Source organism: Frankia sp. CeCAU1, from assembly GCF_977971845.1.
In genome coordinates, this window is record NZ_CDWWXA010000025.1 from 1 (window position 1) to 19,886 (window position 19,886).

Below are 19,886 nucleotides of genomic sequence, written 5' to 3' on the forward strand. Positions count from 1 at the left end.
GCCCCGGCCGTGGCCCCGGCCGTGGCCCCGACCGGCGCTGCCCCCGTCCGCGGCCAGACCGAGAAGCTCTCCCGCCTGCGGGCGTTGGTCGCTCGCCGCATGGTCGAGTCGCTGCAGATCAGCGCGCAGCTCACCACCGTGGTGGAGGCCGACGTCACCCGGATCGCGCGGCTGCGGGACCGGGCGAAGAGCGGCTTCCAGGCTCGGGAAGGCATCAAGCTGTCATTCCTGCCGTTCTTCGCCTTGGCGACCTGTGCGGCGCTGCGTGAGTTCCCGCAGCTCAACTCCAGCATCGACGTCGAGGCGGGCACGGTCACCTACCACGGGGAGGAGAACCTCGGCATCGCCGTGGACTCCGAGCGTGGTCTGGTCGTGCCCGTCATCCACAACGCCGGCGATCTCAACCTCATCGGACTGGCCCGCAAGATCGACGACCTGGCGAGCCGCACCCGGGCCAACCGAATCTCGCCCGACGAGCTCGGCGGCGGCACCTTCACCCTGACGAACACCGGCAGTCGAGGCGCCCTGTTCGACACTCCGATCATCAACCAGCCGCAGGTGGGCATTCTCGGCACCGGCATCGTGACGAAGAAGCCGGCCGTCGTCGACGATCCGGAGCTGGGCGAGATCATCGCTGTTCGTTCGACGGTGTACCTGTCCCTCACCTACGACCACCGCATCGTCGACGGTGCCGACGCGGCTCGCTTCCTGGCCTTCATCAAGCACCGGCTGGAAAACGGAGCCTTCGAAGCCGAACTCGGCCTGTAGCCCGGTCACGGCCGGCTGACCGTCCGGTCAGCCGGCCGTGACCGGGACGTTCTCCGAGACCCGCCAACCGGAGCCGGTACGGATCAGGGTGAGGTCACGCCGTTCCGGCGACTTCGCCGCCTGATGCGCCAGCACCTTCCCCCCGGCGTCGAGGAAGTCGTAGGCGTTCAGGCGTTGGGTGACCCGCAGCACGGTGCGGTCCGGTTCCTCGACCCGGACCTTGAGATCGAGGATGTCGCTGCGCAGTGCCGAGGCATGCGCCCCCCTCGCGACCACCTGCCTCATCAGCGCGATATCCGAAGCGTGCAGCTCACTACCCGCGGCATCAGACTCCGTCAGGAGGCTCTCGTCAGCCCGCTCGAACGCACGGCTGCGCGCGGTGTTCAACTCGGCGAGTACCGAACGCCAGACCTGCTCGGGCGACTGGTTGGCGACCGGCGACGCCGTCGGTCCCCGCCCGGCCGCGGAGGCTGCACCGGTTGGTGGCGCGGACGTCCCGGCCGCGCCGGGTGCATCGTCCTTCTCCGGGCTGGCCAACAGCAACGCGACGGCCGCCACGACCACCAGCAGGCCCAGCCCGGCGGTCACCGGGAACAGCAAGCGCTGGCGGCGGGCTCCCACCCGGCGCGGTCGGCGCGCGGAGGTCGGCCGGGTGCTCCGGCCCGGGGAGCCGAGGCCCCCCGGGGGCCCCGCGGGACCCGGGGAGCCCGAGGCGGTCGTGTGCCCACGCGGACCTCGCTGCGTCCCCTGGCCGCTTCCGGTGGATCCGCCGGAACGCGGTGACCGCGGCCCCGGAGCAGCCGCACCCGGGGTGGCCGACCCCTTGCCCCCGGAGCCCCGACCGCCACCGCGGGCGGCCTTCCGAGGGTTGGTCGTCGCACGGGTCGATCGTCGGGGCGGTGGCGGCAACGAGTCGAGCAGCTCCGCGGCGTTGACGGCCGTCGCTCCGGTGATGGCCCGGTCGGGCTGGGCCGGATCGTCGGGCGGGTCCACCCAGGGGATCGCCGGCAGGGTGTCGGTCGGCGAGGGACCGCGCCGCGCCGCGCCGCCCGCCTCGCCGCCGCCCGCCTCGCCGCCGCCCGCCAGGCGGACCGGGAGCGGAGTCGCACTGCGGGCCAGCGACGCGGCGAGTTCCAGGGCGCTCGGTCGCCGACGCGGGTCGTCGATCATGGCGGTCGCCACCGCCACCGCCACCGCGGCCGCGTCTGGCCCGGTGGCCTCACGCATCGCCCCGAGCAGCAGAGTGGCCAGGTCATGGACGTCCGCGGACGCGGCCTCGGGTGGAATCGGATCCGGTCTGGCCGCGTCGGCCAGCGCCGCGACCCCGAGCCCGATCAGAACCGGACGCCCGTTCGGCTCCAACAGGATGTCCGCACGCTCGAGCCGGCCATGCACGACGCCGACGGCGTGCGCGGCGGCCAGGGCCTGCGCGATCGGCAGACCGATCGTGACGACCTCACCGGGGTCCAGGTCCCCGCGGGCGGCGAGCAGCCGCGCGAGGCTGACACCGCCGACGACCGGCTCGGTGATCAACGCCAGGCCCTCCGCGGTCGGCAACACCGCCACGACCGGCACCAGATGGGGATGCTCCAGGTCCACGAGGGCCCGGGCCGCGATGACCGCCGCGGAACGCAGCACCGGGTCCGGCGCCAACCGCACCCGCCGCACCACGCACTCGATTCCGGACTGGTCGAACTGACCCGACCAGAGCTCTCCAGAGCCGGCGTCCCGCAGGCGGGAACGCATGCTCACCCCCGGGACCTCGGGTACGCCGCCGACGCGCCGGGCCGGCCTGTCCGCGGAATCGTCGGTGAAGGTCACAAGAAGCGACGCTAGGCTCAAACCGGTCCGGTCTGCCTACCTCTTCGTCCGGTTGTGGATAACTTTTTACGATCCACCGCGGGGTATGCGATCGACGACCGTCACATGCGACAGCCTTCAGAGAGCGACGAACCCGTGCAGATCCTCGCTACCAGCGGTGGCTTCCTTCCGGACGGCCGCTACGGAGCCAAGGTCGGTCCCATCCTCCATCACGCCATCAGTCTGTCCGCAGCGGGCGCACGGCCCCGGGTCTGCCTGCTGCAGACCGCCCTGGGCGACGACCAGGCCGCCTACGCCCGCGGGTATGCGGCGTTCAACCGCGACCGGCCCGACGTGCTGCTCTCCCACCTCACGCTGTTCCCGATGCCGAACATCGCCGACATCCGCGCCCATCTGCTGGCGCAGGACGTCGTCTGGGTCGGTGGGGGCAGCGTCGCCAACCTGCTCGCGGTCTGGGCCGTGCACGGGCTCGGTGAGATCTTCCGCGAGGCGTGGGAGACGGGGGTCGTGCTCGGTGGAGTCTCCGCCGGTTCACTGTGCTGGCATGTGGGCGGCACCACCGACTCCTTCGGCCCGGCTCTCCGCCCGGTGACGAACGGCCTCGGCTTGCTGCCCTTCAGCAACACCCCGCACTACGACTCGGAGGCCGGCAGGCGGCCGCTGTTCCAGCGGCTGGTCGCCGAGGGCACGCTGCCGGCCGGATGGGCGACCGACGACGGAGTGGGTCTGCACTTCCACGGCACCGATCTCGTCGAGGCGGTGGCCGACCGGCCCGGGGTGCACGCCTGGCGGGTCGAACGCGGTCCGGACGGCACCGCCGTGGAGACCGCGGTGGTGCCCCGCCTGCTACCCACGGTGCCCCGCGACTGAGCCGGCAGGCTTATGATTGTGGATGTTTTCGGGCTTTCCGCGGCCCCCACCGCGAAGCATGGGACAGACAGCGCTTCCTCGCCAAAATCCGCTTGGCCGCGGAGCCTCCCCTCCTTTGAACCGGTCGCCGAGCAAGCTGAGCAGATGGAGCTGGTGGTATGACCGCCGTCGCCCCCGAGGGTCGTCCGCTGCTGCGCATCGAGGCCCGTAATGCGCAGACGCCGATCGAACGCAAGCCATCGTGGATCAGGACTCGGCTGCGCACCGGCCCGCAGTACCAGGACGTCAAGGGGCTGGTCCAATCGGCCGGGCTGCACACGGTGTGCGAGGAAGCCGGCTGTCCCAACATCTACGAATGCTGGGAGGACCGCGAGGCGACCTTCCTGATCGGCGGGGAGGTCTGCACCCGCCGCTGCGACTTCTGCCAGATCGACTCCGGGCGGCCTGCCCCGCTCGACCATGACGAGCCGCGCCGGGTGGCGGAGTCCGTCGCCACCATGGGCCTGCGGTACGCGACGGTCACCGGAGTCGCTCGGGACGACCTCGCGGACGGCGGCTCGTGGCTGTACGCGGAGACGGTCCGCCAGATCCACGCACGCTCGGCCGATACCGGCGTGGAGGTCCTGATCCCGGACTTCGGCGGCCGGCCCGACCGGTTGGGCGAGGTGTTCGAGGCGGCGCCCGAGGTACTCGCCCACAACCTCGAAACCGTACCCCGGATCTTCAGGCGGATCCGGCCGGCGTTCCGGTACGAGCGCTCACTCGACGTGCTGCGCCAGGCCCGCCAGGCCGGGCTGGTCACGAAGTCGAACCTCATCCTGGGTCTGGGTGAGACGGCGGAGGAGATCCACACGGCCCTGCGGGATCTGCGGTCGGCGGGGTGTGAGCTGCTCACCGTGACCCAGTACCTGCGCCCGACGCCGCGGCACCATCCGGTCGAGCGGTGGGTGCGGCCGGAGGAGTTCCTCGACTGGGGACGTGTCGGCGCGGAGCTCGGGTTCTCCGGGGTGATGTCCGGTCCGCTCGTCCGGTCTTCCTACCGGGCCAGCCGCCTCTACCAGCAAGCGATGACGGCACGTGACCAGGACCGCAGCGAAATGTCCGTTCCCCCGGAAAGTGTGTCGGAGAACTCTCACGGGCAACGGCCGAGTCCGTGGTGACCATTCCTCGAAGCAGCTAGAATTAGCTTAGCGTTATCCACTCGTTACATGGGGGTCATCCTCTTCGCCCATCATCGAGGTGTGTGCCCACGACCGTGCCGGGAGGTCGTTCCCATCGTGCTCCGTTCACTGCTCAGCGTTCTCGAAGAAGTGACCCTGCTGCTGCTGCCGCACGGAGGTCAGAAGACCGCGCGTCGTAACGCCTGGCGGGCGGCCACCGATCTGCACGTGACGACCGGCTATCGATGGATAGATACCACCGTGCCGCTTTCGGTCACGTCGGTCACGCCCGTGCCGCCCCGAGTCACCACCCCGGGCCGCCGCCCCGCGTCCGCGCGCGGTCGCCGCCCAGCCCTGATCCGCGTCACGCCCTGATCACGCCCGGCAGTCAGATCCGTCGGACTTCCCGCCGGCCAACGGCGATCAGCGAGCACGGGACGAGCATGCCTACCGCTAGCCAGGAGGCCGTAGGCTCGCGGTCATGGCACTGAAGAAGAAGCCGACGGACGCCCCGGGGCCGGCGACCCCTGGGGCGGCGGGGAAGGACCAGTCGGCGGGCGCAGCCGACAAGAACGGCGCGGCTGGCAGGCGCGGCACCAACCCTGGTGCCGCGGGGAAGACCCCCGGTGCGGCCGGCAAGGCTGGCGCGGCCGGTCGGAACGGCCGCGGCGGCGGGGCGGGACCGGGAAAGGAATTCACCACTCGGGTCGCCCAACTCCGGATGATCTACAAGGTCACCCGGCAACGCGATCCGCGGGCGCTCTGGATCACCCTGGCGGGCTTCCTCGCCCCGGTCGCCGTCGGCATCGTGCTCGCAATCTTCGTCGGTCCGCTGTACCTGTGGATTCCGATCGCCCTTCTGCTCGGGGTAGTCGTCTCCCTGAACCTGTTCAGCCGGCGGGTGCAGCGGACCGCCTACGCCGAGATGGAAGGCAAACCGGGCGCCGCCGCCGGAGTGATCGAACGGATGCGGGGCGAGTGGCGCATCACCCCCGCCGTCGGCGTCAACCGGCATCAGGATGTGGTGCACCGTGTCGTCTGCCGGGCCGGGGTCGTGATCATCGCGGAGGGTCGCGGGCGTGGCCCGCGGGAACTGCTCGCCGCCGAGAAGCGCCGGATCCGCAAGGCGGTCGGCGACACGCCGGTGACCGACATCATCATCGGCACCAGTGAGGGGGAGACTCCCCTACCCAAGCTGCAGAGCACCCTGATGCGGCTGCGGCGCACCCTGCGCCGCAGCGAGGTCGACGCCCTTGACCGTCGCCTGCGGGCGATGGGCGGCGCGGCGCTGCCGATCCCGAAGGGACCGATCCCCCGCAACATCCCGCGCGGCGGCCGCATCCGATAGCGCCGCCGCCAGGCGTGGTCCGCTGTGCGGCCCACGGTGGCCCACCCCGAAGCCTCGAACCGCGCTACTTCTCGGGGCCGGGCTTCTCGGGGTCGCGCACCACCACAGTCCCGGCGGCACGATCGTGAAGGCCGCGTAGGTCACGGTCCCAGATGAACACCGGGATGAACAGGCCCAGCAGAACGGTACGCACGACGATCCACGGCCAGGACTGCCGACCGCAGTCACGCAGCCGGATCACACGGATGCCGGCCAGCCGCATGCCGATCGTCTGACCGGCCGTACCGACGAGGATCAGCTCTTCGAGCAGGAAGAGCGCGTAGATCGCAAGGCCACGCGCGTCTGCGGCGTAGCTCAGCCCGACGATGTACAGCACGCCGACGATCAGGTTCGCGACGACCGCGTCCACGAGGTAGGCCAGCAGACGCGGGCCGAACCCGACCACGGATCCTCGGCCGTCCCGCGGCAACCCGAGGCGTACCCCGGGCGGGGTGTCCCGTGGCAGACCTGGCCCGTCAAGCCAGCCTCCAAGTGCTCGTCCCACGACGCAAGCTTATGTGGCACCGCAACATGCACCCAACTCATCACGTTGAGTAATGAAGTGGGTTTCGGTAACGCTACGGAAACCATCCCGTGATGTCGTACACCGATGACCTGGTGACCGGAGACACGCCAACATGGCGTAACCTGTGGGCCTAAGAAGCGTGACGCGATGCTGGAGGACGAATGTTCACAAAAGCAGAAGACGTGCTTCGCTATATCCGGGACGAAGACGTTCAGTTCATCGATGTCAGGTTCTGCGATCTTCCCGGGATCATGCAGCACTTCACCATCCCGACCCAGGTCTTCGCGGAGTCGGTGTTCACCGAAGGCCTGATGTTCGACGGCTCGTCGATCCGCGGCTTCCAGGCCATCCACGAGTCCGACATGCTGCTGCTACCGGACCCGCACACCGCTTTCGTGGACCCCTTCCGCGAGCACAAGACCCTCGCCATGACGTTCTTCATCCATGACCCGATCACCAAGGAACAGTACTCCCGGGATCCGCGCAACATCGCCAAGAAGGCGGAGGCCTATCTCCGGGGCACCGGCGTCGCGGACACCGCGTATTTCGGTCCGGAGGCGGAGTTCTACATCTTCGACGATGTCCGTTATGACTACAACCCCTACGGGTCGATGCACCAGGTCGACTCGGTCGAGGCCGCCTGGAACACCGCCCGGAAGGAAGAGGGCGGGAACCTCGGGTACAAGCCGAGGTTCAAGGGCGGCTACTTCCCGGTGCCGCCCACGGACCACTTCACCGACCTGCGTTCCGAGATGACCCGGGTGCTCTACGAGACGGGTATCACCGTCGAGATGCAGCACCACGAGGTCGGCACCGCGGGCCAGGCGGAGATCGACATCAGGTACGACACGCTTCTGAAGACCGCCGACAACCTGATGCTCTACAAGTACGTCATCCGCAACGTCGCCCGCGGCCGCGGCAAGACCGTCACCTTCATGCCGAAGCCGCTGTTCGAGGACAACGGATCCGGTATGCACGTCCACTCCAGCCTGTGGAAGGACGGGGAGCCACTCTTCTACAGCCCGAACGGGTACGGCGGTCTCTCGGACACCGCCCGCTACTACATCGGGGGGCTGCTGCACCACGCCCCGGCGCTGCTGGCCTTCACCAACCCCACCACGAACTCCTACCGTCGGCTCGTGCCCGGCTACGAGGCACCCGTCAACCTGGTCTACTCGGCCCGCAACCGGTCAGCGTGCTGCCGCATCCCGCTCAGCGGTGACTCGCCGAAGGCCAAGCGGGTCGAGTTCCGCGTGCCGGATCCGAGCTGCAACCCGTATCTCGCCTTCGCCGCGATTCTGATGGCGGGACTCGACGGCGTGCGGAACAAGATTGATCCGCCGGACCCGATCGACAAGGATCTCTACGACCTCCCGCCGGACGAGTTGGCCGCGGTTCCCCAGGTCCCGGGTTCGCTGGAGAAGGTGCTCGATGCGCTGGAGGCGGACAACGAGTTCCTGCGGGAGGGCGACGTCTTCACCGCGGATCTGATCGAGACCTGGCTGGACTACAAGCGGGTCAACGAGGTCGACGCCATCCGCCTGCGGCCGCATCCATACGAGTTCACCCTCTACTACGACATCTGACGCCCAGCCGTAAGGTTCCGGCCATTGACCCATCGCCGGGCCTCGGGCGATCCGGCGGGCGCCGAGGCGGTGACCACGACCGGGTCCCGGACAGGTGCGGCACCGGTGAACCGCGGGGGGTCGGTCACGCTCTCGAGGCGGGGAGCCCTGATTGACCCCTGCGGTTCGTCTGGTCCTTCGCCGCGGCGCCAGAAGGCCTCTTCGAGCCGGGGACGCGTGCGGAAACCAGGTCCCGCCGCCACCTCCGGGCGGAGACCGGCCGAAGGTCCGCCGCTATCCACCAAGCGTCGGCGAGCGCCGGAAAGATCGCGAACGGGAGATGCCCGGACTCTTTCCCGGGATACCAGGCGAAACCCCGAACCCGCATTGAAAATTAGTATACCGATTCCCCGAGGCCCTACTTCGACGACGTCGGAGGCGGGCCTCACGTATATGCGGAACGGCGCGGTCCAGAATACTGGCCATTTCCCTCCGACACCCGCCGGGAGACCACGGCACGAAAGCGGAGTCGGGGACTCCGAAAATCCCGGACGGCAGCCGGCCCCGATCGCCCAGAGCCAGCCTTTCGTGACATAGCAGAGACCAAAAATTAACAATCGCGGAACAGGAAGGTAACTGGGCACGGCAAGGCTCCGGTCGAACCCTCCCGTCATTCGCGGCCTGGGTCGGCTGGCCAGGCCGATCACGAAGTCGCTCCGTAACGTGCAGGATCAACCACGGGGAGTATGAGTGAGTTATCAGGCCGAGTACATCTGGATCGACGGCACCGAGCCCGAGCCGCTGATGCGCAGCAAGACCCGCATCATCAGGGACGGTAAGGAACCGGAGATCTGGGGCTTCGACGGCTCGAGCACCAACCAGGCGCCCGGATCGAACTCGGACTGCGTGCTGCGGCCCGTCTTCGTCACGCCCGACCCGCTGCGGGGTGGCGACAACCTCCTGGTGCTCTGCGAGGTCGAGCTGACCGACTTCACGCCGCACCCGACGAACACCCGGGCCGCCGCCCGGACCGTCGCCGAGAAGTACGCCGACATGACGCCGATGTTCGGCATCGAGCAGGAGTACACCTTCTTCAAGGACGGCCGTCCCTACGGCTGGCCGGAGGTCGGCTACCCCGCGCCGCAGGGACCGTACTACTGTGGCGTCGGCGGCTCGAAGATGCCCGGCCGCCAGATCGTCGAGAGGCACGCGCAGGCCTGCCTCGACGCCGGTCTCGCCATCGAGGGCACCAACGCCGAGGTCATGATGGGCCAGTGGGAGTTCCAGATCGGCGTGCTCCCCGCCCCGGCGATCGGCGACCAGATCTGGTTGGGCCGCTGGCTGCTCCACCGGATCGCCGAGGACTACGGCGTCGAGGTGTCGTTCGCCGCCAAGCCGATCCCGGGCGACTGGAACGGCGCCGGCGCGCACACCAACTTCTCCACCAGGCAGACGATGGAGGGCTGGGACGCCATCGTCGCCTGCTGCGAGGCGCTCGGCACCCGGGTGCTGGAGCACGTGACCCACTACGGTCACGGCATCCAGGACCGGCTGACCGGTAAGCACGAGACGGCTCCGTGGAACAAGTTCTCCTGGGGCGCCTCCGACCGCGGCGCGTCGATCCGTATTCCGTGGGCTGTCGAGAAGGCCAAGAAGGGCTGGCTGGAAGACCGTCGCCCGAACGCGAACATGGACCCGTACCTGGTCTCCGCGCTCATGATCGACACCTGCTGCAGCGCCTTGGCCGGCGACAAGCCGACGCTGTTCGTGCCGTCCCAGACCACCCCGGCCCCGGCCGAGGCGACCGTCTGACGAACGGTCACCATCCCGGAGTACAGGCGGCCGTGGCGGTGCTCCCGACGACACGACCGCCTGCCGCCCGGTCTTACGGTGGCGCGGTTCCAGCACCACCGTACGTACTAGCCGAAATCCGCGGTCCGCTCGCGCGCGAACACCTCCTCGACGACGGCGCGGGCCAGCGCCGCCGACCGGCGGTGCTCGGCGACGAGCTCGCCGGCCCGGTCGGCGGGATATCCCGCCGCGCTCGCCATCGCCTCCAGACCGGGCGGGCGGTCGGGGACGACGTCCGGACGCGGCCAGCCGGCCAGCGTGCTCGCGTTGCGGATGCGGGAGGCGGACATCCAGGCCGCGCGCAGGATCTCCGCCTCGCTCGCGTCGAGCAGACCGGCGACGACCGCGGCCCCCAGGCCTTCGAGCGTCGACGTCGTGCGCAGCGTGGGAATCTGCCGGCCGTGGCGCAACTGGAGGATCTGCACCGCCCATTCCACGTCGGTCAGCCCCCCGGGGCCGAACTTCAGGTGCAGCGTACGATCGACTCCCCGTGGGATCCGTTCCCGCTCCATCCGCCCGCGCAGGCGGATGATCTCGTCCAGGGCGCCCGCGGGAAGCGTGGTCGGGTAACGCACCGTGTCCGCCAGCCGGCAGAACCGGTAGGCGAGCCCGGGATCACCGGCCAGGGGCTCCGCCCGCAGCAGCGCCTGCGACTCCCACTCCTGCGACCACCGTTGGTAGTAGGCCGCGTACGCCTCCAGCGTGCGCGAGGCCGGGCCGCTGCGCCCCTCCGGACGCAGCGCCGTGTCCAGGCGCAGCGCCGGATCGGGTCCGGGAACGGCCAGCAGCCGGTGCAGCTCACCGACCACCTCGGCGACGGCCCTGCTCGCCCGGTCCGCCGACGCTCCTGGCCTGGCCTCGTGCACGAACAGCACGTCGGCGTCGCTGCCGTAGGACATCTCCGCGCCGCCGAGCCGGCCCATCGCGATCATCGAGATCCGCGCCGGCAACGACTCCGGGTCACCTCCGGCGACCCTGCGCTCGGCGACGAGCAGGGACGCGGCAATGGTGGCGGCCGCGGCGTCCGCCAGCGCCCGGCCCACGGCTGCGACGTCCTGCAGGCCGAGCAGGTCCGCGCAGGCGACCCGGACCAGTTCGACGCGGCGCACCGCCCGGGCCCGCCCGACGGCCTCCTCCCAGTCGGGGTTGCGGTGGGCGATCGCCACCATGGTCCGAACCAGTGCCTCCCGCGGCACCGGGACGAGATCGTCCTCGGTGCGCAGCAGCCGCACCGACTCCGGCGCGCGGGCCATCAGGTCCGCCACGTACCGGCTGGTCGCGAGCACCCGGGCGAGCCGGTCCGCGGCGCCGGCGGAGTCCCGCAGCAGCCGCATATACCACGGGGTGCGCCCGAGTGCCTCGCTGACCCGCCGATAGGCCAGCAGCCCGGCGTCGGGATCGGGGGCGTCGGCGAAGGTGGGCAGCATCGTCGGCAACAGGTGGCGTTGGATCGCGGCCGTCCGGCTCACCCCGCTGGTCAGCGCCTCGATATGGCGCAACGACCGGTCCGGCGCGGCGAAGCCGAGCGCGGCCAGCCGGTCGGCCGCCTCCTGGGGGGTGAGGCGGATCTCCTCCGTCGACAGGCGGGCGACCGCCTCCAGCAACGGCTGGTAGAAGAGCTTCTCGTGCAGCGATCGGACGGATCGGACCACCCGAGCGTGGGCCTCCTCGAACGCCTCCGCCGTGCGCAACCCCATCGACCGGGCCAGCCAGCGCAGCTCGGTGGAGTCCCGGGGCAGCGTGTGCACCCGGCGCAGCCGTTGCAGCTGAAGGCGGTGCTCGGCGTTACGGAGAAAACGATAGGCGTCGGCGAGCCCGGCCGCGTCGCGCCGACCGACGTAGCCGCCGCGGGCCAGACCGTCGATGGCGCCCAGGGTGGAGGCGACCCGCAGCTTGGCATCCACCCGGCCGTGGACGAGTTGCAGCAGCTGGACGGCGAACTCGACGTCGCGCAGGCCGCCCGGGCCCAGCTTGAGATTGCGCTCCGCCTCCGCGCGGGACAGCGTCGACTCCACCCTGCGCCGCATCGCCCGCACGTCGGCCACGAAGCCGGGACGGGAGGCCGCCGTCCACACCATGGGCGCGACCATCGCGCAGAACTCGGCGCCCAACGCCAGGTCTCCCGCGATCGGGCGGGCCTTGAGTAACGCCTGGAACTCCCAGGTCCGGGCCCAGCGACGGTAGTAGGCGTGGTGGCTGGCGAGCGTGCGGACCAGGGCACCGTCCCGGCCCTCCGGGCGAAGCCCCACATCGACCTGGAACAGCGCACCGGCAGCGGTGACGGTGCCGGCGGCCCGGACCAGCCCCTCCGCCAGCCGCGTCGCCGCCGTCAGTACCGCCGGCCCGGCCGGTGCCGCCCCGCTCTTCCCCCCGTTCGCCGTACCGTTTGCCGCATCGCGGGGTGCCGTCGGCTCGGCGACGAACACGACATCGACGTCGCTGACGTAGTTCAGTTCCCGTCCGCCGCACTTGCCCATGCCGATCACGGCGAGCCGGACCGGGGGCAGCCGCGGGTCGAGCCCGGCACGGGCGACCGCCAGCGCCGCGTCCAGCGCGAATCCCGCCAGATCGGCGAGTTCGGCCGTGGCCTCGTCGAGCGGCACCGCGCCGGTCAGGTCCCGCGCCGCGAGGACCAGCAGCGCCCTGCGGTGCGCGATCCGCAGGGCGTCGAGGATCTGGGGACCGTCGCCCGCAGCCCGGGGCGCCGGATCGTCCTGATCCGCGCCGACCGCGCGCAGCAGACCTGCCCGCACACTCGCCGCATCCGGCGGGGCGGTGACCACCTCGTCGGCTTCCAGGATGCGCCAGTCCGCCGGATGGCGGGCAAGATGATCGCCAAGCGCGATGCTCGCGCCGAGCACGGCGGCGAGCCGTTCCCGCAGCCCCTCGTGGCGGGCCAGCGCGCCGACGAGGGCCGCGCCCCCGGCCGGGCCGAGGGCGTCCACGAGCCGGTCCAGCGCGGCGAGAGCCCGGTCCGGATCGGCCGCGGCCGCCAGCGAGCCGGCCACGACGTTGGCCTCGAGCCGTTCCTCGCGCACGATTCCCACGGTGGCGGGACCGGGCAGGACATCCCTGCCGGCGGTGGGCGACTGGACGGCCGGAGTGAGCAGGCCGAGGCGGCGCATCGTCGTCTCGACCCGGTCGACGTCGGTGAAGCCGAGCCGCGCGAGCTGCGCGGCGACCGAACTCCCCCGCGGATGGGCCGGGACCGATCCCGGCCCGACCGGTCCCGGCCCGACCGGTCCCGGCCCGACCGTGGGGGGCCGGGTGCCGGTCCGCCCGGTCATAGCACCGGCAGGTACCGGTCGATCTCGAACGGGGTCACCTGCCGACGGTATTCCAGCCACTCGGCCCGCTTGTTCCGCAGGAAGAAGTCGAACAACTCGTCGCCGAGGGTCTCCCGCACAAGCGCGGAATGCTCCATCACCTTGACCGCCTCGGCGAGCGAGCCGGGCAGGGCGGTGATCCCGCGCTCACGGCGCTGCGTGTCGGTGAGCGTCCAGACGTCGTCCGCCGAAGCCGGTGGCAGCTCATAACCGCCCTGGACACCCCGCAGGCCGGCTGCCAGCACCAGGGCGAAGGTGAGATACGGGTTGCACGCGCTGTCCGGCAGCCGGAACTCCACCCGGGTGGCGTTGGATTTGTGGAGCTTGTAGAGCGGAACCCGCACGAGCGCCGAACGGTTGTTGTGGCCCCAGCACACATAGGCCGGCGCCTCCAGCACCTCGCCGGCCTGCTGGTCACCGATGAGCCGCTTGTAGGAGTTCACCCACTGGTTGGTCACCGCGGTGATTTCGGCGGCGTGCGCGAGGAGCCCGGCGATGAAGGCCTTCGCCACCTTGGACAGCTGATAGTCGTCGGTCGGGTCGTGAAAGGCGTTACGGTCGCCCTCGAAAAGGCTCAGATGGGTGTGCATCCCCGACCCGGCCTGGTTACCGAACGGCTTGGGCATGAAGGTGGCGTAAATACCCTGCCGCAACGCCACCTCCCTGACCACCTGGCGGAAGGTCATGATGTTGTCGGCGATGGTGAGGGCGTCGGCGTAGCGGAGATCGATCTCCTGCTGGCCGGGGGCCACCTCGTGATGGCTGAACTCCACCGAGATACCCAGCCGTTCGAGCATGCTGATGGCCTGTTGCCGGAAATCATGGCTGATGTCATTGGGGGTCAGGTCGAAGTAGCCTGATTCGTCCACCGGCGGGGGCACCGGGCCACCGCGCTTCGGCGGCTCCCTGAGCAGGAAGAACTCGATCTCCGGATGGGTGTAGAACGTGAACCCCGCGTCGGCCGCCCTGGCCAGCGCGCTCCGCAGCACCCAGCGCGAGTCGGCGGCGGCGGGCGTGCCGTCCGGCATCACGAGGTCGCAGAACATCCGGGCCGTAAGCGGATGTTCACCGCGCCAGGGAAGCACCTGGAAGGTGGAGGGGTCGGGCCGGGCCAGCATGTCGGCCTCGTGTACCCGCGCAAAGCCCTCAATGGCGGATCCGTCGAAACCGATACCCTCCGCCAGCGCCCCCTCCAGCTCCGCGGGGGCGATCTCCACCGACTTCAGGTACCCGAGTACGTCGGTGAACCAGAGCCGAACGAAGCGGATGTCCCGCTCCTCCAGAGTCCGGAGAACGAACTCCTGCTGTTTGTCCATAGTGCCTCCGCGCTGAGGATGTGGACTCGACGATACGGGCCACCCGATGTGCTTATCCCGACCCTAGCGACTACATCCGTTCATCGCCGTGATGTTGCCTGGTAGCAACCCGTCCGCCAACGGCGTGTTACCTACCCTCCCGACACGGGACCTAACGGCCCACGCCGCGACCGCCTACGCTGCAACCATGGCCCAGCTGCGGATCGCCCTCGCCCAGGTGGACACGACCGTCGGGGACCTCGCCGGTAACGCCGACCTGGTCAGCACCTGGACGAAACGGGCCGTCGCCAACGGCGCTCATCTGATTGCCTTCGGTGAACTCACGTTGACCGGCTATCCGCCGGAGGACCTCGTCCTGCGCCGCTCCTTCGTCGCCGCGAGCCAGCGGGCGCTGGTAGCTCTGGCCCGCCGGCTGGCCGAGGAGGGGTGTGGCAAAATCGCCGTCGTCGTCGGCTACCTAGACGCGTCCGCGCAACCCGCGCCGAATGTGGGACGCCCGGCCGGTGAACCGCAGAACGCCGCCGCGGTGCTCTGGGGCGGCGAGGTTGTCGCGCGTTACGCCAAGCATCACCTGCCGAACTACGGCGTCTTCGACGAGTTCCGCTACTTCGTGCCCGGCATGGCCTTTCCGGTGCTGCGGCTGCACGGGATCGACGTGGGCCTGACGATCTGCGAGGACCTGTGGCAGCAGGGCGGGCCGATCACCGTGGCCCGCCGGTCCGGGGTCGGCCTCGTCCTGTGCATCAACGGCTCCCCCTACGAGCAGGGGAAGTCCTTCCAGCGCGACGCCCTGTGTGCCGAGCGCGCCCGGGAGGCCGCGGCCGCCCTGGCCTACGTCAACCTTGTCGGCGGGCAGGACGAGCTGGTCTTCGACGGGGACTCCCTCGTCGTCGACGCCGCGGGGGAACTCGTCGCGCGGGCGCCGGTCTTCAGCGAGGCGCTGCTGATCACTGACCTGGACCTGCCCGCGGCCGGTTCCGGCCCGGCGCGGGCGGTGTCCGGGGCCGTTGACGCCGGGGCCATCGACGCCGAGGACGTTGACGCCGAGGACGTTGACGCCGAGGACGGCACGACGATGACGGTGACGCGCACGGTACTGGCCGCCGAGCCGCTGGCACCGTTCACCCCCCTGCCTCCGGTCGTCGCCGACCGCCCCGAGCCCGCTGGGGAGCTGTACACCGCACTGGTCACCGCCACCCGCGACTACATCCGTAAGAACGGCTTCTCCTCGGTGGCGCTCGGGCTGTCCGGCGGTATCGACTCCGCGCTCGTCGCGACCATCGCGGTCGACGCGATCGGCGCCGACGCCGTCCACACCGTCGCCCTGCCCTCGGGCTACTCGTCGGGGCATTCGGTGACCGACGCCGCCGAACTCGCCCGCCGCCAGGGCACGCGGCACGCCGTGGTGCCCATCGAGCCGATCGCCGCCGCGTTCCGCGCCGCCGCCGCCGCCCTCGGCGGGTTGCACGGCCTCGCGGACGAGAACCTGCAGGCCCGGGTACGCGGAACGCTGCTCATGGCGTTGTCGAACCAGCATGGGCACCTGATCCTCACCACCGGCAACAAAAGCGAGCTGGCAACGGGGTTCTCCACCCTCTACGGAGACAGCGCCGGCGGCTACGCCCCCATCAAGGACGTCTCGAAGACCCGCGTCTGGGGGCTGGCGCGCTGGCGCAACGCCGCCGCGGAGAAGCGTGGCGAGGCGCCACCCATTCCCGATGAGATCATCGTCAAGGCGCCGTCCGCCGAGCTTGCCCCGGGCCAGCTCGACTCCGACCGGCTGCCCGACTACGGCATCCTCGATCCCGTCCTGGACGACTACGTCAGCCACGACCGGGGCCGGGCCGAGCTGATCGCGGCCGGGCACGATCCGGCCGTGGTGGACAAGGTGATCCGGCTCGTCGACCTCGCCGAGTACAAGCGCCGCCAGAACCCGCCCGGGCCGAAGGTGACCTCCAAGGCGTTCGGCCGCGACCGCCGACTGCCGATCACCTCCCGCTGGCGCGAGAACCCGCCGGCCTGACCAGCCGCGCGGGCCGGGGCCAGCCGCGCGGCTCGAGTCGAGCCGCTACAGCCGGCGCCCGTTTCATGCCTGGCCCTTACGCCCCATACCCAGTGCCTTTCGGTACAGCTCCGGGACGCGGTAGCGCTCGGTGTCATCGCGTGTACCAAGATCGATGCCGAGGAGGCCGACCTCCAGCCCGAGGTTCTCGACGTCCGAGTCGACCTCCAGCTCTCGCGCCGGAAACGGCGTACGTCCGATTCCCCGGAGCGCATCGAACAAGGGAACGAGCTCGGCAAACTCGTCCTGCAGGGAGTCGATTTCCTGTTCACTGATGTCATCCAGCGACTCCACGAGCGCCCGGGGACGTATCAGGCTGCGCTCGTAGTAGGGCGGTGCCAGCGACAGTCGCCGCTCTCGGTCAGCGGCGAGGTGGAAAAGCCGGACAAGCGAGCGTGGCGAGTGGTTTCCATTGCTGTCCGAAAGTCGGCGCCATACCCAGTTGTACGTGAAAGCGGTCTTGCCACCGGAGATCCGCTCACCAACCAGCACGCGCCACGCATTGAGCACCTGCGGCTGCGGCCACCTCTCGACCAGCTCCGGCAAAAAGCGCTGCAGCCCGGGTTCCGGCACCCTCTCACGAACGAGATCAGCGACGGCCGGCGCCCGGAGCGCCTGCTTGACGACCACCTTGAGATAATCGGTCTGGTTTGCCCAGGACAACGTCACGTCGCGACCGAAGAAATGTGACTTGTTCGGTAGCTGAACGGTTCTCCAGATGTCCTCCCTGAGCATGATCTTCATCCGAAGATTCACCAGCTCGTCACCGCGCTCGGACAACAGGGACAGCAGTCCCCCCACACTTTCCCGCCGTCGAGCGAGGTCGGCCGGAGTGAGACCGAACCCAGTGTCAAGACCGTCGAAAAGAAGAAATGTGCCCCGGGTAACATCCGCGTCGAGGTCCCGAATCCACTGCCAGCCGACGAGTCCGGCGTCTTCGATGGAAAGCATTTTGCGTACATCTTGGACGAGGTCAAGTTCGTTGTACTGCGACTCGTCCTTGGAGTCACAGGTGAGTCCACCGAACGCGGGCACCGGCCGACGGGGGCGCCCACTGGTCAGCTGGATCACGACCCCGATAAGCAACATCCACGCCGTGCGCCAGTCGTCTCCCCGGTCCGCCAAGACCTCGCCGATGGCTCGGTATGTCCCGCTGGACGGCATCCAGGGTCTTCTCATCGGCAGCCGCGGAGGGCTGGTCACCACGATGTTCCCGTCCGCGGCGAGGCTGCGGAACAGGGTGGTCTTCCCCGTGCCCTTCCGGCCAAGTATCAGGGGCACGTCGTCCCGGGCGGCCCGGCCGACAACTTCTGTGCGTAGGAAGGTCTCCTGGAACTCGTCGTCGGACTGAGCCTCCGCGGTGCCCGTCGAGAAGTGGATCTCAGCCAGGGCACCGGCTTTTGAACCGGGCGGCGGGATGGCCATGGCGGCTGCGCCGTCCCGCTCGGCCGCCGCCGACTGCGGAACGAACCCTGCGATCCACTCCCCTACGGGCGAATAAGCATCGATGCCGGTCTCGGGAACTACGGAATCAGATCCCGCGATGTCCTCGCTGTAACCGACGACGTGGACAAGCTCGTCAACCTCCGGGAACGCTGGATCCCCGCCTTCGACCACCGCCGGCGAGAGCCATTCCAAGATCCAGCCCGCCGCCCGGTCCTCGTATCGCCGACGAGTCTCCGGAGCGCCCGCGCCCGGAACCGGGCTCACCAGAAAACGGGGCTCAGGAGTGTAGGCCCGCTCGGATCTGGCCGCCAGAAGCGCCCGCGTCAGCGCCCGCGTTCCCACCCGTGCCTGCGGATGCGGGAAGAATGTTACGACAGCTATGTCGGCCAGATCGAAGAGAAGAGGTGCCGACAGCGGACTGATCCCGGTCCTTGAATCTATGAGAACAATCTGCGGCGAGATATGGAGGTCACGGACGGCGCCGATGAGCGCGCGGAGTGGATTATTTTCCTCACGGTACCATGCCGCTGGGTCGAGCTGAGCGAGCTGGCGCGCATAATTGGCATCCGGATATCCGGCGGGCAGAAGATAGAGTTCCCGTTCGGGATGAGCACGCAGCAGATGGGCGGTGACATCAGGCATTTCACCGGCTATGTCCGCCTCCAGTAGAAGCGGAACAACACCCTTTCCTGGCATGACTTCGCGCTCCACGTCGAAGAGTGCGGCAAGACCAGGCGCCTCAAGATCCATATCGAGGCAGAGCACTCGGTGTTCACGGGCTAGCAACAGAGCAGTGTAGGCGAGCGATGTCGATCTTCCGACACCCCCGCGGAGGGAGTAGAAGGTGGCGATGACCGGCTCGGAAAGGAAGTCGTCCGATCGTGAGGGAAGCCGGACCTCGATCGGCTCGCGCTGACCGCGCGCCAACGAGTCGGGCCACAGCGGGAGTTCCGGTGACGTAGATAGAAGATCTTCCTCGGATGCAGATGCTGCTGCCTCGTCGGGGGTGAGCAGGCTCATGAACGCTATGTCCGCGTCAGGCAGGACGGCCGCGAGTGCGATTTCACGCCGTTCAGGCTGGGAGCGCCCGCTGAAGATCTGCGTGACGACGCGGATCCGATAGCCCCGGAATGGATCCGGCTTTACCGTCACCACTGCCTGTTCGTCGCGCGTGCGGATGCGTGCCAGCACAGCCGCCCGCACACGGTCCGCTGTCTCCTGATACATACTCGGCATGCCGTCACCTCCTTGACCTCGCTCTTCCCGCTGCCACGTCGAAGTGGCCGGCCCAAGACAGGTACCTCAGATACGATTAGAGTAATCGGTTGAGCCGGCGCCCGAGGTACGCGGCGAGCCGCCGGGCCCGCGCAAACTCCGTGACATAGTCGATACCGGGCCTAAGAACCGGTTCGTATCGCATCTCGACCGAGCGCGCATCGACGTAAGCACGAAGATCCATCGGAAGATCTCCTCGCCGGATTCCGCAGTCGTCGAGTAGCGGTACGAGGTCGTGGGTTCGTCTGACGGTTTTACCACGAGCCGTGGCAAGCGCCTTCGCGTACGCCTCGACGACATAACCCATGAAGTACAGCGCGGCCAGCTGGCGCGACTGTGCGTGTAACACGGCGGCATCGGCGCCACGCTCGGAAGCCACCGCGGCCCAGTACTCGACCTGTTCGCGCCACGCTGGTTTCAGCTTGCCTCCTCCCGGTCCCAGCAAAACCCCGACATCCCCGAAAAGTGTAGCCAGACGGTAACGGGCCGGAACCATCGGCTCCGGCCCGCTAC

14 protein-coding genes are annotated in these 19,886 nt (G+C 69.4%); 8 read left to right on the forward strand and 6 right to left on the reverse strand.

Going from position 1 to position 19,886, the window contains the following annotated elements; translation table 11 throughout:
- The coding region (locus tag AC08OO_RS07075) for a 2-oxo acid dehydrogenase subunit E2 (RefSeq protein WP_476618337.1) at positions 1 to 768 on the forward strand (768 nt) is incomplete at its 5' end.
- A 27-nt stretch (positions 769 to 795) separates the two neighbouring features.
- Here AC08OO_RS07075 and AC08OO_RS07080 read toward each other — a convergent pair.
- On the reverse strand, positions 796 to 2,514 hold the full coding sequence (locus AC08OO_RS07080) for a protein kinase (protein ID WP_476618347.1): 1,719 nt from the start codon (positions 2,512 to 2,514) through the stop codon (positions 796 to 798).
- Between the two features lie 210 nt (positions 2,515 to 2,724).
- On the opposite strand from AC08OO_RS07080, the gene AC08OO_RS07085 reads away from it, so the two are divergent.
- The 4 genes from AC08OO_RS07085 (at position 2,725) to AC08OO_RS07100 (ending at position 5,967) form a co-directional block, all read left to right on the forward strand.
- A complete protein-coding gene (locus tag AC08OO_RS07085) occupies positions 2,725 to 3,459 on the forward strand; it encodes a Type 1 glutamine amidotransferase-like domain-containing protein (protein ID WP_476618348.1) in 735 nt (244 codons plus the stop codon).
- Between the two features lie 158 nt (positions 3,460 to 3,617).
- Positions 3,618 to 4,619, forward strand: a complete 1,002-nt coding sequence (gene lipA, locus AC08OO_RS07090) for a lipoyl synthase (RefSeq protein ID WP_476609361.1) — start codon at positions 3,618 to 3,620, stop codon at positions 4,617 to 4,619.
- Between the two features lie 117 nt (positions 4,620 to 4,736).
- Positions 4,737 to 4,994: a hypothetical protein gene (locus AC08OO_RS07095; RefSeq protein WP_476618338.1), complete on the forward strand. Its 258-nt coding sequence runs from the start codon at positions 4,737 to 4,739 to the stop codon at positions 4,992 to 4,994.
- 106 nt (positions 4,995 to 5,100) lie between these two features.
- The gene (locus tag AC08OO_RS07100) at positions 5,101 to 5,967 is read left to right on the forward strand and encodes a DUF4191 domain-containing protein (protein ID WP_476618339.1); all 867 of its coding nucleotides are present in this window, start codon (positions 5,101 to 5,103) and stop codon (positions 5,965 to 5,967) included.
- Between the two features lie 64 nt (positions 5,968 to 6,031).
- On the opposite strand, the gene AC08OO_RS07105 is transcribed toward AC08OO_RS07100, so the two are convergent.
- Entirely contained in the window at positions 6,032 to 6,511 is a 480-nt protein-coding gene (locus AC08OO_RS07105; RefSeq protein ID WP_082456814.1) for an RDD family protein, read from the reverse strand.
- A 182-nt stretch (positions 6,512 to 6,693) separates the two neighbouring features.
- Here AC08OO_RS07105 and glnA point away from each other — a divergent pair, with 182 nt between their 5' ends.
- Positions 6,694 to 8,118 (forward strand): type I glutamate--ammonia ligase, encoded by a 1,425-nt coding sequence (gene glnA, locus AC08OO_RS07110; RefSeq protein WP_011437527.1) that lies wholly within the window; start codon positions 6,694 to 6,696, stop codon positions 8,116 to 8,118.
- Between the two features lie 729 nt (positions 8,119 to 8,847).
- Entirely contained in the window at positions 8,848 to 9,909 is a 1,062-nt protein-coding gene (glnII, locus tag AC08OO_RS07115; RefSeq protein ID WP_476607756.1) for a glutamine synthetase GlnII, read from the forward strand.
- 107 nt (positions 9,910 to 10,016) lie between these two features.
- Here glnII and AC08OO_RS07120 read toward each other — a convergent pair whose 3' ends face one another.
- Positions 10,017 to 13,235, reverse strand: coding sequence for a bifunctional [glutamine synthetase] adenylyltransferase/[glutamine synthetase]-adenylyl-L-tyrosine phosphorylase (locus tag AC08OO_RS07120; protein WP_476618340.1), 3,219 nt, complete (start codon positions 13,233 to 13,235; stop codon positions 10,017 to 10,019).
- Positions 13,232 to 14,590 (reverse strand): glutamine synthetase family protein, encoded by a 1,359-nt coding sequence (locus AC08OO_RS07125; protein ID WP_476607758.1) that lies wholly within the window; start codon positions 14,588 to 14,590, stop codon positions 13,232 to 13,234. The genes AC08OO_RS07120 and AC08OO_RS07125 overlap by 4 nt, the downstream gene beginning before the upstream one ends.
- A gap of 187 nt (positions 14,591 to 14,777) precedes the next feature.
- On the opposite strand from AC08OO_RS07125, the gene AC08OO_RS07130 reads away from it, so the two are divergent.
- Positions 14,778 to 16,613: an NAD+ synthase gene (locus tag AC08OO_RS07130; protein WP_476618341.1), complete on the forward strand. Its 1,836-nt coding sequence runs from the start codon at positions 14,778 to 14,780 to the stop codon at positions 16,611 to 16,613.
- A gap of 63 nt (positions 16,614 to 16,676) precedes the next feature.
- Here AC08OO_RS07130 and AC08OO_RS07135 read toward each other — a convergent pair whose 3' ends face one another.
- Positions 16,677 to 19,334, reverse strand: coding sequence for a KGGVGR-motif variant AAA ATPase (locus AC08OO_RS07135; RefSeq protein ID WP_476618342.1), 2,658 nt, complete (start codon positions 19,332 to 19,334; stop codon positions 16,677 to 16,679).
- 76 nt (positions 19,335 to 19,410) lie between these two features.
- Positions 19,411 to 19,869: a HEPN domain-containing protein gene (locus tag AC08OO_RS07140; protein ID WP_476609367.1), complete on the reverse strand. Its 459-nt coding sequence runs from the start codon at positions 19,867 to 19,869 to the stop codon at positions 19,411 to 19,413.
- Positions 19,870 to 19,886 lie beyond the last annotated feature (17 nt).

Bases quoted from the DNA above. Each gene is read 5' to 3' on its own strand.
- AC08OO_RS07125 (WP_476607758.1), bottom strand. From the start codon at position 14,590: ATGGACAAACAGCAGGAGTTCGTTCTCCGGACTCTGGAGGAGCGGGAC.
- AC08OO_RS07100 (WP_476618339.1), top strand. From the start codon at position 5,101: ATGGCACTGAAGAAGAAGCCGACGGACGCCCCGGGGCCGGCGACCCCT.
- lipA (WP_476609361.1), top strand. From the start codon at position 3,618: ATGACCGCCGTCGCCCCCGAGGGTCGTCCGCTGCTGCGCATCGAGGCC.
- AC08OO_RS07140 (WP_476609367.1), bottom strand. From the start codon at position 19,869: ATGGTTCCGGCCCGTTACCGTCTGGCTACACTTTTCGGGGATGTCGGG.
- AC08OO_RS07135 (WP_476618342.1), bottom strand. From the start codon at position 19,334: ATGCCGAGTATGTATCAGGAGACAGCGGACCGTGTGCGGGCGGCTGTG.
- glnA (WP_011437527.1), top strand. From the start codon at position 6,694: ATGTTCACAAAAGCAGAAGACGTGCTTCGCTATATCCGGGACGAAGAC.
- AC08OO_RS07130 (WP_476618341.1), top strand. From the start codon at position 14,778: ATGGCCCAGCTGCGGATCGCCCTCGCCCAGGTGGACACGACCGTCGGG.
- AC08OO_RS07120 (WP_476618340.1), bottom strand. From the start codon at position 13,235: ATGACCGGGCGGACCGGCACCCGGCCCCCCACGGTCGGGCCGGGACCG.
- AC08OO_RS07080 (WP_476618347.1), bottom strand. From the start codon at position 2,514: ATGCGTTCCCGCCTGCGGGACGCCGGCTCTGGAGAGCTCTGGTCGGGT.